Annotated in this window: 13 protein-coding genes and 1 pseudogene; 5 read left to right on the forward strand and 9 right to left on the reverse strand. The window is 71.5% G+C overall.

Annotated elements, in window-relative coordinates; genetic code table 11:
* Positions 1-125: 125 nt before the first annotated feature.
* From ACWGH4_RS18255 to ACWGH4_RS18285, 7 genes are all read right to left on the reverse strand, one after another.
* On the reverse strand, positions 126-449 hold the full coding sequence (locus tag ACWGH4_RS18255; RefSeq protein WP_441264790.1) for a TcmI family type II polyketide cyclase: 324 nt from the start codon (positions 447-449) through the stop codon (positions 126-128).
* A 43-nt stretch (positions 450-492) separates the two neighbouring features.
* Positions 493-987 (reverse strand): SRPBCC family protein, encoded by a 495-nt coding sequence (locus ACWGH4_RS18260; protein ID WP_441264791.1) that lies wholly within the window; start codon positions 985-987, stop codon positions 493-495.
* Position 988: 1 nt separating this feature from the next.
* Positions 989-1246: an acyl carrier protein gene (locus ACWGH4_RS18265; RefSeq protein ID WP_453461748.1), complete on the reverse strand. Its 258-nt coding sequence runs from the start codon at positions 1244-1246 to the stop codon at positions 989-991.
* Positions 1247-1262: 16 nt separating this feature from the next.
* Entirely contained in the window at positions 1263-2516 is a 1254-nt protein-coding gene (locus ACWGH4_RS18270) for a ketosynthase chain-length factor (protein WP_453461751.1), read from the reverse strand.
* A complete protein-coding gene (locus tag ACWGH4_RS18275) occupies positions 2516-3781 on the reverse strand; it encodes a beta-ketoacyl-ACP synthase II (RefSeq protein WP_441264794.1) in 1266 nt (421 codons plus the stop codon). Before ACWGH4_RS18275 ends, ACWGH4_RS18270 begins: the two co-directional genes overlap by 1 nt.
* The gene (locus tag ACWGH4_RS18280) at positions 3778-4218 is read right to left on the reverse strand and encodes a cupin domain-containing protein (RefSeq protein WP_441264795.1); all 441 of its coding nucleotides are present in this window, start codon (positions 4216-4218) and stop codon (positions 3778-3780) included. The genes ACWGH4_RS18275 and ACWGH4_RS18280 overlap by 4 nt, the downstream gene beginning before the upstream one ends.
* Before the next feature lie 76 nt (positions 4219-4294).
* Positions 4295-5419, reverse strand: a complete 1125-nt coding sequence (locus ACWGH4_RS18285; protein ID WP_441264796.1) for a SchA/CurD-like domain-containing protein — start codon at positions 5417-5419, stop codon at positions 4295-4297.
* Between the two features lie 265 nt (positions 5420-5684).
* Here ACWGH4_RS18285 and ACWGH4_RS18290 point away from each other — a divergent pair, with 265 nt between their 5' ends.
* Positions 5685-7337 (forward strand): FAD-dependent oxidoreductase, encoded by a 1653-nt coding sequence (locus tag ACWGH4_RS18290; RefSeq protein WP_453461755.1) that lies wholly within the window; start codon positions 5685-5687, stop codon positions 7335-7337.
* A 286-nt stretch (positions 7338-7623) separates the two neighbouring features.
* Positions 7624-8979: an NADP-specific glutamate dehydrogenase gene (gdhA, locus tag ACWGH4_RS18295; RefSeq protein WP_453461758.1), complete on the forward strand. Its 1356-nt coding sequence runs from the start codon at positions 7624-7626 to the stop codon at positions 8977-8979.
* Between the two features lie 24 nt (positions 8980-9003).
* Here gdhA and ACWGH4_RS18300 read toward each other — a convergent pair whose 3' ends face one another.
* Both ACWGH4_RS18300 and ACWGH4_RS18305 read right to left on the reverse strand, forming a co-directional pair.
* Positions 9004-10188: a zinc-dependent alcohol dehydrogenase gene (locus ACWGH4_RS18300; RefSeq protein ID WP_453461761.1), complete on the reverse strand. Its 1185-nt coding sequence runs from the start codon at positions 10186-10188 to the stop codon at positions 9004-9006.
* Positions 10185-11009 carry an SDR family NAD(P)-dependent oxidoreductase gene (locus ACWGH4_RS18305; RefSeq protein ID WP_453461763.1) on the reverse strand — a complete coding sequence of 275 codons (825 nt, stop codon included), beginning with the start codon at positions 11007-11009 and terminating at the stop codon, positions 10185-10187. The genes ACWGH4_RS18300 and ACWGH4_RS18305 overlap by 4 nt, the downstream gene beginning before the upstream one ends.
* Positions 11010-11187: 178 nt before the next feature.
* On the opposite strand from ACWGH4_RS18305, the gene ACWGH4_RS18310 reads away from it, so the two are divergent.
* The 3 genes and pseudogenes from ACWGH4_RS18310 to ACWGH4_RS18320 form a co-directional block, all read left to right on the forward strand.
* Complete coding sequence (locus ACWGH4_RS18310) at positions 11188-12147, forward strand: UDP-glucuronic acid decarboxylase family protein (RefSeq protein WP_453461766.1); 960 nt, start codon at positions 11188-11190, stop codon at positions 12145-12147.
* A gap of 57 nt (positions 12148-12204) precedes the next feature.
* Positions 12205-13887, forward strand: a complete 1683-nt coding sequence (locus ACWGH4_RS18315) for a carbamoyltransferase family protein (RefSeq protein WP_453461769.1) — start codon at positions 12205-12207, stop codon at positions 13885-13887.
* Positions 13884-14039, forward strand: a pseudogene (locus ACWGH4_RS18320) (transferase); the annotation flags it as partial. The gene ACWGH4_RS18315 and the pseudogene ACWGH4_RS18320, both read left to right, overlap by 4 nt.

Genomic DNA, 14039 nt, shown 5'->3' on the forward strand with positions numbered 1-14039 from the left:
TCACCGCTTTTCTGCTTTTTTTGGTTTGGGTGGTCCGGCTTTTTGGCGCGTCCTGCACGGGGTTTTCCCGGCGGGGGCCCCCGCGGGAGACCCGCGGGGCCGACGGCTGTGCGGCTTCTGACCGGTCAGTCGCTCTGCCACGAGTAGAACTGCTGCGCCATGGCGTCCTTCGGACTCCGCCAGGTCTGCGGGTCGTACGGGCTGACGAACGCTGACAGCCGGTCGCTGATGTCCCGGAACTCCGGGTGCTCCGTCAGCTTGGCGATCGCCGGGCCGGCCGGCTTGTCCGACTCGATGAGGTGCAGGTAGACGTCGCCGAACTGGAAGAGGCTGCGCCGCTTCACTCCCACGAGGTGCGGCAGTTCACCCTTGTCGGAGGCCGTGAACACCTCGGCGATGTCGGGGGCGGAACCCGGTGCCATCCGGGCGACGATCAGGGCGTGGTGCATCGGGGGTGTCCCTTCGGATGCCGTCGGCAGGTCGGGCGTGCGGTCAGACCGCGGGGGCGGGCGCCGTGGCGTCCTTGGAGTCCCGGCCGAGCCGGGCGCGCTGCTCGATCTTGTTCCGGATGAGGTCCATCTGGATCGGCGAGTTGCGGTTGATGTTGGCCGTCATCCACTCGTCGTCGACGGGCGCGTCCGGCTTCATCGCGAAGTCCTGCGTCCAGCGCATCCGTACACCGCGCGGCGTCTCCTCGTACTCCCAGCGGATGTTCATGTACTGGAAGGGGCCCGTCTCGACACGGCGGGCGGTGACCGTGAGCGCGGAACGGTCGGCCACGCGCTCGGAGACCCAGCTCCAGACCTGGCCGTTCTCGTCGGGGTACATGGTCAGCCGGAACAAGGTCCGGTTGCCCTCGCGTTCCATGACCTCCACGGACGCGTACTCGCTGAACAGCTGCGGCCAGTGGTCGAGGTCGTTGGTGACGTCCCACACGAGGTCGAGGGGGGCGTCGATGGTGACTTCGTTCTCGGTGTGTCCGGGCATCTCAGGCTCCTGCCATCAGGGAGGTGTTGACGAGGTCGAGGAATTCACGGGGCGTCTTGCAGCGGTCGGCGTCGGGCGGCAGGGGCCGGCCGTACCGGTTCTCCAGCTCGCCCACGATGCCGAGCAGGCCGAGCGAGTCGAGGCCGTAGACCTCGAACGGCGTCTCGGGCCGCTGCTCCATCTCGTCGGGGTCGACGGTGATCCCGGCTCCCTTCTTCATCAGGGTGGCCAGTTCGTCGACGGTCAGCTGATCTGTCATGGCGAGGTTCTCCATCTCACGAGGGGTCGGCGCCGCGCCGCAGCACGAGCGCCGAGTTGGAACCCATCAGTCCCCGGCTCAGCACCAGGGCCGTGCGCAGCTCCGTGGGCCGGGCGGTGCCGGTCACCAGAGCCAGGTCGTGGCACACGTCCTGGACATGGGGGGTGGGCGGTACGAGACCGTGCTCCAGGGCGAGCACCGCGGCGGCGGTGTCGAGCAGCGGCGCCCCGCAGTACGCCCGCCCGGTGCCGGTCTTGGGGGCGGTCACCGGGACGCGGGAACCGTGCGCGCCCAGCGCGTCAGTGATCGCCAGGGCCTCGGCCCGGTCGGCCTCCGGCAGGCCGAGCGCGTCCGCGAAGACGACGTCGATCTCCTCGGGCGAGCAGCCCGCGGCCTCCAGGGCTCCGCCGATCGCCCGCGCCAGCCCTTCCCGTGACTCCTCCCACCGGGATGCCCCGGTGAACGTCGCGGCGTGGCCGGCGACCGTCGCGCGGATCGCGGTGCCCCGGCGGCGGGCCGTCTCCGCGTCCTCGACGACGAGCATGGCGCCGCCCTCGCCGGGCACGAAGCCGCACGCCTGCGGGGTGAAGGGACGGTAGGCGCGGTCCGGGTCCTCACAGGTGCTCAGCTCCCGGTAGCCCAGCTGGCAGACGATCGAGTACGGGGCGAGCGGTGCCTCCGCCGCTCCGACGATGACCGTGTCGGTGCCCCGGCGCACGGCGCCGGCGGCGTGCGCGACGGCGTCGAGTCCGCCGGCCTCGTCGCTGGCGACGACTCCGCAGGGGCCCTTGAAGCCGCCGCGGATGGAGATCTGCCCGGTGCTCGCCGCGTAGAACCAGGCGATGGACTGGTACGGGCCGACGTAGGTCGGTCCCTGTCCCCACAGGCGCTGCAGCTCACGCTGGCCGAACTCGCCGCCGCCCGACCCGGCGGCGGTGACCACACCGACCGAGTAGGGCGTACCGCCGTGCGCGCCTTCGCCGATCCCCGCGTCGGCCAGCGCCAGGTCGGCCGCCGCCATCGCGAAGTGGGAGAAACGGTCGGTCTGGACGAGGAAGCGCTGCTCGACCATCGACTCGGCGTCGAAGCCGCGTACCTCGCCGGCGACCCGCAGCGGCAGGTGTTCGCAGCCTTCCCTGCTGACACCGTCCAGGGCGCTGATGCCCTCGACGGTGGACTTCCAGAAGGTCTCCGCACCCACACCGTTGGGGGCGACGACACCGATGCCGGTGACGACGGCGGACCTCGTGTGCCGGTTGCCGGGGCTCATCATGCACTCCCGCCTGGTCGGGTGAGTACGACGGCGGACTGGAAGCCGCCGAAGCCGCTTCCCACCGACAGCACGCTGCGCAGTTTCAGGGGGCGCGCGGTGCGCGGTACGTAGTCGAGGTCGCACTCGGGGTCGGGGGTCTCGTAGTTGGCGGTGGGCGGCACCACCTGATTGGCCAGTGCGAGCACGCAGGCGACGAGTTCGATCGCGCCGATCGCACCGAGGGAGTGGCCCACCATGGACTTGATGGAGCTCATCGGCGTCTTGTACGCGTGGTCCCCCAGCGACCGCTTGACCGCCGCCGTCTCGTGGCGGTCGTTCTGCTGGGTGCCGGATCCGTGCGCGTTGACGTAGTCGATGTCCGTCCGGTCGAGCCGGGCGTGGTTCATCGCGTCGTCGATCGCCCGTGCCATCTCCAGGCCCTCACGGGTGAGGCCGGTCATGTGGTGGGCGTTGCCGAAGGTGGCGTAGCCGCCGATCTCGCAGTACACGTGCGCACCGCGGGCGCGGGCGTGCTCGAGTTCCTCGAGGATCAGTACGGCCCCGCCCTCTCCCATGACGAACCCGTCGCGGTTCGCGTCGAAGGGGCGGGACGCGTGAGCCGGGTCGTCGTTGTTGGGGGAGGTCGCCTTGATGGCGTCGAAGCAGGCCACCGTGATGGGGGAGATCGGCGAGTCGGAGGCGCCGGCGACGCAGATGTCGGCGCGGCCCTCCTCGATGGCGTGGAACGCGTAGCCGATCGCGTCGAGGCCGGAGGTGCAGCCGGTGGAGACCGTCTGCACCGGGCCCCGCACGCCGTTCTGTTCGGCCACTTCGGAGGCCAGCGTGCTGGGGGAGAACGCCCGGTGGAGATGGGGCGCCGCCTCGCTGTGGTCCACGTCCCAACGCCTGCCCGTGCTGCTGACCTTGACGTAGTCCCGCTCGAGCCGGGTGGTGCCGCCGACGGCGGTGCCCATCGACACGGCGGTCCGCCAGGGATCCAGCGTCGCCGCGTCGAGACCGGCGTCGGCCATCGCCTCACGAGCCGCGACAAGGGCGAACTGCACGTACCGGTCGGCGCGTTGGGCGTCCGCGGCGCCGAGACCATGGGCCGCGGGGTCGAAGTCGACCTCGGCGGCTATACGGGAGCGGAACCCGGTCGGGTCGAACAGGGTGATCCCGCGGGTCGCTGTCCGTCCGTTCGACAGCAGGTCCCAGAACGCCGGGGCGCCCACACCTCCGGGTGCGACGATGCCGACGCCGGTCACCGCCACACGCCGGGTCACGACACCGACCCCGTTCGCTCAGGCGGCAGGTGCGCGCCGGTGCCCGCGGCCTCGGGGGTGTCCTCCGTGTCGACGTGGCCGAGTTCCGGCCGGGGCGCGAGCGGACCGAGGTGGAAGACCATCCGGGCCTGGGTGCTGCCCACGTTGCGGAACCGGTGCCGCACATAAGGGGGGATGAGCAGGCCCTGGTCGGGGCGGATGGCGAACGGCTCGCCGTCCAGGTCGACCTCGAGTTCGCCGGCGACGACGTACACGAACTCCTCGGAGTACGGGTGGTAGTGCTCGCCGATGCGGTCGCCGGGCTCGACGAGCGCCAGACCCATGAAGCCGCTCGTGGCCCCCACCGCGGTGGGGGTGAGCATGGCGCGCAGGTCGCCGCCGCGCCTGCGGTTGGGCTGGGTCTCGCTCAGGTCGACGATGCGATGGGTTGTGGTCATGACTGGTTCCTCCACAAGGCCTTGCGGCACGGTGACTTCGGGGTGTCGCACGGCCGCCGGCGGCCGGGTGCGTGGTTCAACGGGCACGGCGGTCGGTGATCAGGCGCATCTGGGAGCTCTCGAGCAGACGGGTCATCGCCTTCTCGTCCGAGAGCGACTCGTCGAGGCCGAGCGCCTCGGTGTCCAGCAGCTTCGCCAGCACAGCGGCCTTGCGCCGGCCGTGCGCGCCCATGACGCCCGACGGATCGGTGTCGAGGGGTCCGCGCACGTCGACGAGGCGTACGACGATGTCGTCGCGCTGGAAGACGGTGCTGCTGTCGACGGGGCAGCCGGCGCTGTCGGCCGCTGCCTCGTCCTGTTCGGCGAGCAGCCGGGCCAGGGCCATCCCGCAACCGGGCTTCGCCGGGTAGAGCAGCGCGTGGCGCTCCCTCTCCGCGTGCTGCTCCCCCGGGGGCGCGAGGTGGTGGACCGCGGGCAGGGCGGCGCGGGTGAAGAACAGCCGTGCCGACTGCGGGTCGTCGAGGTTCCGGTCCTGTTCCAGGTACGGGTTGATGGCCTCTTCGACCGCCCTGACCTCGGGCTGCCTGGCCACGTGCCGCAGCGCCACGAGCAGGTCGCCCTGCACCTCGACGGTCCGCACGACGCGGTTGCCGTGCATGAACAGCGTGGTGCGGCGGAGCCGGGTGGTGTCGTCGACCTGCGCCTGGGGCGAGGTGTAGCCGGAGAGGATCTCGGCCACCTTCTGCTCGCTGCCGGGCTTGACGGTGAAGGTGAGGGCGTGGCGGACCACGCCGTCTCCGACCCGGGGTGACGGCTGGAGCCCGCCGACGTGCTGGACGGCGGCCTGGGGTGCGTGCACGCCTGCGGTCTCCCGCAGGACGCTGAAGCGCAGGGACCGCGTGTCGCGCACGCAGTCGTGCAGCGGTCGTACGGTCTCGACGTGCTCCTCGCTGTTCACCCAGGCGAGGAAGGGCGGTGCGCTCTCCCATTCGCTGGTGATGAGCCACTGTGACGGGTTCTCGATCGACTGGCAGAGCTGGTCGCTGAGATGCCCGGGCACGGCGGCAACCTGGTTGCGCATGTGCTCGTAGGCCGTCAGAAAGCGCTGTTGGGCGCCGTCCTGGAGGTCAAGCAGCAGCACGACCCGGAGCCGGGAGCCGTCGAATGCGGACTGGGACACACGTTCGGACAGCATTGTCATGTTCCACGCATCTCCTTGTCGATGAGGCCGCCTGCGGCACGACGCCGGGCCTCGGGAATTCCGAGCGACGCATCCGGCGATGCGGACGGCTGGCCACCAGTGACGCGATGTGGTGGTCCGGCTTCGATCCTGTGTCGGTAACACGGGTGGCGCGAGATGTGTGCACCACGCGGGTGAAGGGCCGAGCCGAACCCCCCGTGCGCGGGCAGGAAACGCGGGGATGGAGAACGCCAAATCCCTACTGGCGGCTGGAGCTGGAGCACTCATGAAAGAGAAAGCCGAACAACACCGCGTACCGGTCCTGATCGTGGGCGGCTCCCTCGTGGGCCTGTCCGCATCCCTGTTCCTCGGCCGGCTCGGCGTCGGGCACATGCTCGTCGAGAAGCACGCGGCCACCTCGGTCCACCCCCGCGGCCGCGGGAACAACCTGCGCACGATGGAGGTGTTCCGTTCGGCCGGGGTGGCGGATCGGATCTGGGCCGCGGCGTCCGTGCTGGCCGACAACCACGGCATCCTGCAGACGCCGGACCTGGGTGACGCCGACGCCGGCGAGTGGCTGGTCAAGCAGATCGACGAGAAGGGCGGCTCGCCGGGCCGTCTCAGCCCCGCCGCATGGTGCGTGTGCAGCCAGAACGACCTGGAGCCCGTGCTCCTCGACGCGGCCGTCGAACTGGGCGGCGATGTGCGCTTCTCCACCGAGCTGGTCTCCTTCGAGCAGGACGACGACGGCGTCACCGCCGTCGTCCGCGACCGGGGGAGCGGCCGCGAGAGCACCGTGCGCGCGGACTACCTGATCGCCGCCGACGGGCCGCGCAGCCCGGTGCGTGAGCGGCTCGGCATCGGGCAGTCCGGCCCCGGTGACCTGTTCCACAACGTGAGCATCAGCTTCCGCTCGCGCGCACTCGCCGATGTGGTCGGCGACCGCCGCTTCGTGGTCTGCTACCTCACCGGTCCCGAGGCGGAGGGCGCCCTGCTCCCGGTGGACAACAAGGAGCTCTGGGTGTTCCACGCGCCCTGGCAGTACGACCGCGGCGAGCCGCTCGAGGACTTCACGGACGAGCGCTGCGCCGACCTCCTCCGCGCGGCGACCGGCGTGCCGGACCTCGACGTCGAGGTCACCGGAAAGGCGCCCTGGCACGCCGCGGAACGGGTCGCCGAGCACTACGGGCGGGGCAGGGTCTTCCTGGCGGGGGACTCCGCACATGAGATGTCACCGACCGGCGCCTTCGGCTCCAACACGGGCATCCAGGACGCGCACAACCTCGCCTGGAAGATCGCGGCCGTCCTCGACGGCTCGGCGGGGCCGGAGCTGCTCGACACGTACGAGCAGGAACGCCAGCCGGTGGCGCTGGCCACCAGTGCCCGCGCGTCCGCGCGGTCGGTCGAACACAGCCACCCCGGGTACGAGCCGGCCCCGGCGGCGGTGGCCGCCGGACCGCGTGGCGGGCTGCTCCCCGTCGTCCTCGGCTACCGCTACCCGCGCGGGGCGGTCCTCGGCGCCGACCCCCAACTGCCCCCGGTGCCCGACCGGATCGACTTCTCCGGAGCCCCTGGCACCCGGGCCCCGCACATGTGGCTCCACCGGCACGGCGACCACACCAGACTGTCCACGCTGGACCTCTACGAGAAGTCGTTCGTCCTGCTGACCGGCCACGGCGGCAAGGACTGGCTCACGGCCTCGGAACTCGTCGCCGACCGCCTGTCGGTCGGGCTGGTCGCGTACCGCGTCGGTCAGGGAACGGAGGCGGACCTGGTGGCGGAGGCCGGCGCCGACTGGGCGCAGACCCACGGCGCCACCCCCGAAGGCGCGGTGCTGGTCCGCCCGGACGGGTTCGTGGCGTGGCGCGCGGTGAACGCGGTACCCGACGCGGAGACCGTGCTGTACGAGGCTCTGGCGGCGGTGCTGCGGCGCGGCTGAGGCCGGCGGCGCACCGGAACGGGAGCGGTCCACCCTGCTCGGGCGGCCCGCTCCCTCTCGCTTCCGCCGCCGCCGGGCCCTGCCGGGCGCCCCCCGCGAACAGCGGGGACCGGGCCGTCCGACACACTGGGGGCCGGGTTCGGCAGCGTCGGCGGGCCCGGTGGGAGGCCGATCCGGGCAGAAGTGAACGGCGGGCAGGTGCCCGGCCGTACCAGTCGCAGCGGCGACCCCCGCAAGGCCGCCGCGCACGGCCGTCACCCCGACGTCAGGGCAGAAGGGACACACTGTGGCACTGTCATCCCCGAAGGACCGACTGGCTTCGCTCCGCGCCGAACTCGAGGAACGCAACCCGGCACAGCCGGAGTTCCACCAGGCGGCACGGGAGGTGCTGGAAACCCTGGCACCCGTCCTCGCCGCGCGCCCCGAGTACGCGCAGGCGCGGATCGTGGAGCGGCTCTGCGAGCCGGAGCGGCAGATCATCTTCCGGGTGCCCTGGCAGGACGACCGCGGCGCCGTCCACATCAACCGGGGATTCAGGGTCGAGTTCAACAGCGCCCTCGGCCCGTACAAGGGCGGCCTGCGCTTCCACCGGTCGGTGAACCTCGGCGTGGTGAAGTTCCTCGGCTTCGAACAGATCTTCAAGAACGCCCTGACCGGCCTCGGCATCGGCGGCGGCAAGGGCGGCAGCGACTTCGACCCGCACGGCCGGTCGGACGCCGAGGTCATGCGGTTCTGCCAGTCGTTCATGACCGAACTCCACCGGCACATCGGCGAGCAGACCGACGTGCCCGCGGGCGACATCGGCGTCGGCACCCGCGAGATCGGCTACCTCTTCGGCCAGTACCGCCGCATCACCAACCGCTGGGAGGCCGGCGTCCTCACCGGCAAGGGGCAGAGCTGGGGCGGCTCGGCCGGCCGCACCGAGGCCACCGGCTACGGCAGCGTGCTGTTCGCGGCCGAGATGCTCAGCCTGCGCGGCGAGGACCTCGAGGGCCAGGCCGCCGTCGTCTCCGGTTCCGGCAACGTCGCCGTCCACACCATCGAGAAGCTCCTGCGCAGCGGCGCCCACCCGCTGACCTGCTCCGACTCGGCCGGCTATGTCGTCGACGAGAAGGGCATCGACCTCGAACTGCTCAGGCAGGTCAAGGAGGTCGAACGCGCCCGCGTCAGCGAGTACGCGGAGCGCCGCGGCGCCTCGGCACGCTATGTGCCCGGCGGCAGCGTCTGGGACGTGCCCGCCGACCTCGCCTTCCCCTCCGCCACCCAGAACGAGCTCACGGAACAGGACGCCGTCACCCTGGTGCGCAACGGGGTCAAGGCGGTCGCGGAAGGCGCCAACATGCCCACCACTCCGGAAGCGGTCCACCTGTTCCAGGAGGCCGGCGTGGCCTTCGGCCCCGGCAAGGCCGCCAACGCGGGCGGAGTCGCCGTCAGCGCCCTGGAGATGCGCCAGAACGCGGCCCGCGAGACCTGGTCGGCGGACCGCGTCGAGGACGAACTCGCGGCGATCATGCGGGACATCCACCGCACCTGCCACGAGACCGCCGAACGCTACGGTGCCCCGGGCGACTACGTGACCGGCGCCAACATCGCCGGCTTCGAGCGGGTGGCCGACGCGATGCTCGCCCAGGGCCTCGTGTGACCGGCTCGGCCGGTCGGCCGAGGGTCAGGGCGAGAAGAGCACCTTGACGGCTCCCTCCTGCTTCTTCTGGAACATCTCGTAGGCCTCCGGAGCCTTCTCCAGCGGCACGCGGTGGGTGGCGAACTGCTCGGTGCCGAGCGGATCGCCGTCGGTGACGAGCGGCAGCAGATCGTCCACCCACCGCCATACGTTGGCCTGCCCCATCCGCAACTGCACCTGCTTGTCGAACATGGTCATCATCGGCATCGGGTCCGCCATCCCGCCGTACACGCCGGAGAGGGACACGGTGCCGCCGCGGCGTACCAGCTCGATCGCCAGGTGCAGGGCGGAGAGGCTGTCGACGCCGACGCGCTTCATCATCCGGGCGGCGACCGCACCGGGCAGCAGGGTCGTCAGCTGCTGCCCCGCCTTCGCCACCGGCGCGCCGTGGGCCTCCATGCCGACCGCGTCGATGACCGCGTCCGCCCCGCGGCCGTCGGTCAGATCACGGACCGCGTCCACGACCTTGGCGCCGTACTCGTCCAGGTCGAACGTGCGCACGCCGTGCGCCCTGGCCCGTTCCAGCCGTTCCGGCACCAGGTCGATGCCGATCACCAGGCCGGCACCGCGGTGCGCCGCGACACGGGTGCACATGTCGCCGATCGGCCCGAGGCCCAGCACCACCACGGAGCCGCCGGGCGGCACCGCCGCGTACTCGACCGCCTGCCACGACGTGGGCAGCACGTCCGACAGGTAGACGAACCGGTCGTCCGGCGGGCCGTCGGGGACCTTGATGGGCAGCGTGTTGCCGAACGGGACCCGCAGGTACTGCGCCTGCCCGCCGGGCACCTGCCCGTAGAGCTTGGTGTAGCCGAACAGCGAGGCGCCCATGCCGTGTTCCCTGACCTGGGTGGTCTCGCACTGGGACTGCAGGCCCTGCGCGCACATGAAGCAGGTGCCGCACGAGACGTTGAAGGGCACCACGACGCGGTCGCCCGGCCGTACCGCGGTGACCTCCGAGCCCACTTCCTCCACCACGCCCATCGGTTCGTGGCCGAGGATGTCTCCCGGATCGATGAACGGCCCGAACAGCTCGTACAGATGCAGGTCGGAACCGCAGAGCCCGGACGTCGTCACCTTGACGATCACATCGGTCGACTCGCGGATCTCGGGATCAGGGACGGTGTCCACCCGTACGTCGCGCTTTCCGTGCCAGGTCAGTGCTTTCATCGTGCCTCCTCGTCCGCTTTCCCCGGCCGGTCGCCGGAGCCGGGTTCGGCCAGGCGGCGGTGTGCCGCGGCCTTGAGCCGGTCCGGGAGAACCTTGGCCGCGAGTCCCTGCGCCTTGGTCCTCGCCGAACCGGCGAGGGTCTTGTCCGTGCCGGCCATGAGCGCGTCCAGTCCCTGCTTCGCGACCAGCGCCGGATCGTCCTTGGGCCGCTGTCCGACCTTGGTGTCGCCCATGTCGGCACGGTGGAAGAAGTCCGTCTCCGTGGGGCCGGGCATCAGCGACGTGACGGTGACGCCGGTGTCCCGCAGTTCGTTCCGAAGCGCCTGCGCGAAGGACTGGAGGAAGGACTTCGAGGCGTTGTAGACGGCCTGGAAGGAGCCCGGCATGGTCGAGGCGACGGACGAGGTGATGAGCAGTCGTCCCTCGTCGTCGTCGGCCATGTCCCGCAGCAGGCGTTTGGCCAGGTGGACCGTCGATCTGACGTTGAGGTCCACGACGGACAGCTCGTCGGCGAGGTCGGTGTCGAGGAACGCGCCGCCGCGGCCGATGCCCGCGTTGAGCGCGGCGACCGCGACCGGGCGACCGGTCCTGGAGACCGCCTCGTAGAGCCGTTCCGTCTCGTCGTGGTCACGCAGGTCGGCACGGACCGCCTGCACCGTCGTGCCGGCGGCGCGCATCCGCTCGGCGGCCTGATGCAGCCGGGCGTCGTCCTCGGCGTTGACGATCAGGTCGAAACCGCGCTCGGCCAGCTGTTTTCCCAGTTCGAAGCCGATGCCACTGGACGCTCCCGTGACAACGGCCAGAGGGTTCGAAGAGGTCATGCGGCGACGGGTACCCAGGTGCCGGACATTCACCGGACGGAGCCGACTTCCGCCCGGCGAACACATTCCGTGGCTCACTCGAATGCAGTACGTGAAGCGGCCCGGCCACCGGGAGCGGCCGACGCTGGTCGCAGGCCGGAAGACCCGGCAGGACGCACGGGACGTACGGAGGTAATCGATGAACGCCGCCTTCTCGCGCAGTTGGAAACACGCCGTCGTCACCGGTGGCGCGGGCTTCGTCGGTTCGCACCTGTGCACGGCGCTGCTGGACTCCGGCGCCGCGGTGACCTGCGTCGACGACTTCAGCACCGGCCGCCCGGAGAACATATCCACGCTGCGCGACCGCCCCGGGTTCCAGCTCGTGCAAGCCAGCGTCAGTGAGCCGTTCACCGTCGAGCCGCCCGCGGACCTGGTGCTGCACTTCGCCTCCCCGGCCTCCCCGGCCGACTACCTCCGGCTGCCGCTGCACACGCTCGACGCCGGCAGCCTCGGCACCCGCAACGCTCTGGCGCTCGCCCACCGTCTCGGCGCCCGCTTCCTGCTGGCGTCCACCTCGGAGGTCTACGGCGACCCCCAGCAGCATCCGCAGAACGAGCGCTACTGGGGCAACGTCAACCCGGTCGGCCCGCGCAGCGTGTACGACGAGGCCAAGCGTTTCGGTGAGGCACTGACCACCGCCCACGCGGACGCCAACGGCACCGACACCGGCATCGTGCGGCTGTTCAACACCTACGGACCCCGGATGCGCGGCCACGACGGCCGGGCGGTACCGACGTTCGTCCGCCAGGCGCTGGCCGGCGAGCCCCTGACGGTGAGCGGCGACGGCCGTCAGACGCGGTCCCTCTGCTACGTCGACGACACCGTCCGCGGCATCCTGGCGGCCGCCGCCCACGGACTGCGGGGCCCGGTGAACATCGGCAACCCGACCGAGATCACCATGCTCGACCTCGCCCGTCTGGTCATCGAACTCACCGGTTCCCGCTCCGAGATCCGCTTCATCGAGCGGCCCACCGACGACCCGGCCGTGCGTTGCCCCGACATCACGCTGGCCCGCGACAAGCTCGAATGGGAGCCGTCCGTGAGCGCCGAGCAGGGCCTGCGCCGCACCATCGCCTGGTTCCGCGACCACATGGACTGACGGCGCGCCCGCCCGCCCCGACCCTGGACGCGCCTCGTCGAAAGGCCTGTGACTGACATGCGCATTCTCGGAATCAACGCCCTGTTCCACGACCCCGCCGCCGCACTCGTCATCGACGGCAGGACCGTCGCCGCGGCCGAGGAGGAACGCTTCTCCCGGCGCAAGCACGGAAAGCGCCCGCTGCCCTTCTCCGCCTGGGAACTGCCGGAGCAGTCCGCCGCCTGGTGTCTGAAGCGCGCCGGGCTGCGGCCCCAGGACCTCGACGCGGTGGCGTACTCCTTCGACCCGTCGCTCGCGAGGCCGACCGATGCCATGGGCCTCGACGACCCCTGGGACCACCTGCGCCTCGCCTACGCACGAGAGGCCCCCGGCTTCCTGCAGACCGCGCTCCCGGGCCTCGACCCCGACATCGTCCGCTTCGTGCCGCACCACATGGCACACGCCGCCTCCGGCGCCTTCGCCGCCCCCGACGCCGACAGCTCGTCGGTGCTCGTCCTCGACGGCCGCGGCGAACGGGCCTCGCACCTCGCCGCACGCCGGATACACGGCCGGCTGGAGGCCCTGCACGCACAGGAACTGCCCCACTCGCTCGGACTCGTCTACGAGGAACTGACCGAGCACCTCGGATTCCTGCGGTCCAGCGACGAATTCAAGGTGATGGCCCTCGCCTCCCACGGCACACCCCGCATGCTCGGCGAACTGCGCAAGTACGTGCACCCCACCGGCGACGGCGGGTTCCGGGCGACCGGCGTGCCCTGGCAGCAGTTCTGCGCGCCGCGAGGTCCGGAGGAGCCGTGGACCCAGGAGCACGCCGACGTGGCCGCGAGCGCCCAGGCCGTCCTCGAGGAGACCATGCTCGACCTCGTGCGCCACCTGCACGGGCAGACCCACGACAGCCTGCTCACCCTCGCCGGCGGCGTCGCCCTCAACTGCGTGGCCAACTCCCGTATCGCCCGCGAAGGCCCCTTCTCCCGGGTCTGGGTGCAGCCCGCCGCGGGTGACGCGGGCACCGCCCTGGGCGGCGCTCTGCTGCTGTCGGCCGGCGCGGGGGACGACCCGGAGCCGATGCACGGCGCGGACCTCGGACGTGACTGGTCCGACGCGGAACTCGGCGCCTGGCTGAAGACCGCCGCCGTGCCCTTCGACCGCCCCGCCGACATCGCCGCGACCGTGGCGCAGGCACTCGCCGACAACGCGATCGTGGCCTGGTTCCAGGGCCGTTCCGAATACGGACCCAGGGCCCTCGGCCACCGCTCGCTGCTCGCCCACCCCGGCCACGCGGGCAACCTCGAGCGCCTCAACGACGTCAAGGGCCGTGAGCAGTTCCGGCCGGTCGCCCCGATGGTGCTCGCCGAAAGGGCCGCGGAGATCTTCGAAGGGCCGTTGCCCAGCCCGTACATGCTCTTCGTGCACGACGTGGCCCCGGCGTGGCGGGAACGCATCCCCGCCGTCGTCCATGTCGACGGAACGGCCCGCATCCAGACCGTCGACCGCTCGCGCGAACCCCTGGTGGCCCGGATGCTCGCCGAGTTCGAGCGGCTCACCGGACTGCCGGTCGTCGTCAACACCAGCCTGAACACCGCCGGGCGGCCCATGGTCGACGACCCGCGCGACGCCCTCGAATGCTTCGGCTCGTCACCCGTCGACCTGCTGGCCATCGGACCGTACGCCATCCGGCGCGGCGACTTCTTCCGCCACAGCGACGACACCGACGACTCCGGAACGGGAGCCCTGCGATGACCGCCCATGGAGACGGGCCGCTGCGGTACACCGTGGTGATACCGACCGTCGGCAGGCCCAGTCTGACCGCGTGCCTGCGGGCGCTGGCCGCCGCAGGCGGCCCCGGGCCGGTGCGGGTGGTCCTCGTCGACGACCGCCGCGGCGCCCCCCGC

This window comes from Streptomyces sp. NPDC054847, from assembly GCF_053610925.1.

Excerpts from the sequence above, each read along its gene's own strand:
- ACWGH4_RS18270 (WP_453461751.1), bottom strand. The coding sequence starts at position 2,516 with ATGAGCCCCGGCAACCGGCACACGAGGTCCGCCGTCGTCACCGGCATC.
- ACWGH4_RS18285 (WP_441264796.1), bottom strand. The coding sequence starts at position 5,419 with ATGACAATGCTGTCCGAACGTGTGTCCCAGTCCGCATTCGACGGCTCC.
- ACWGH4_RS18310 (WP_453461766.1), top strand. The coding sequence starts at position 11,188 with ATGAACGCCGCCTTCTCGCGCAGTTGGAAACACGCCGTCGTCACCGGT.
- ACWGH4_RS18255 (WP_441264790.1), bottom strand. The coding sequence starts at position 449 with ATGCACCACGCCCTGATCGTCGCCCGGATGGCACCGGGTTCCGCCCCC.
- ACWGH4_RS18315 (WP_453461769.1), top strand. The coding sequence starts at position 12,205 with ATGCGCATTCTCGGAATCAACGCCCTGTTCCACGACCCCGCCGCCGCA.
- ACWGH4_RS18305 (WP_453461763.1), bottom strand. The coding sequence starts at position 11,009 with ATGACCTCTTCGAACCCTCTGGCCGTTGTCACGGGAGCGTCCAGTGGC.
- ACWGH4_RS18280 (WP_441264795.1), bottom strand. The coding sequence starts at position 4,218 with ATGACCACAACCCATCGCATCGTCGACCTGAGCGAGACCCAGCCCAAC.
- ACWGH4_RS18260 (WP_441264791.1), bottom strand. The coding sequence starts at position 987 with ATGCCCGGACACACCGAGAACGAAGTCACCATCGACGCCCCCCTCGAC.
- ACWGH4_RS18290 (WP_453461755.1), top strand. The coding sequence starts at position 5,685 with ATGAAAGAGAAAGCCGAACAACACCGCGTACCGGTCCTGATCGTGGGC.
- ACWGH4_RS18265 (WP_453461748.1), bottom strand. The coding sequence starts at position 1,246 with ATGACAGATCAGCTGACCGTCGACGAACTGGCCACCCTGATGAAGAAG.
- ACWGH4_RS18300 (WP_453461761.1), bottom strand. The coding sequence starts at position 10,188 with ATGAAAGCACTGACCTGGCACGGAAAGCGCGACGTACGGGTGGACACC.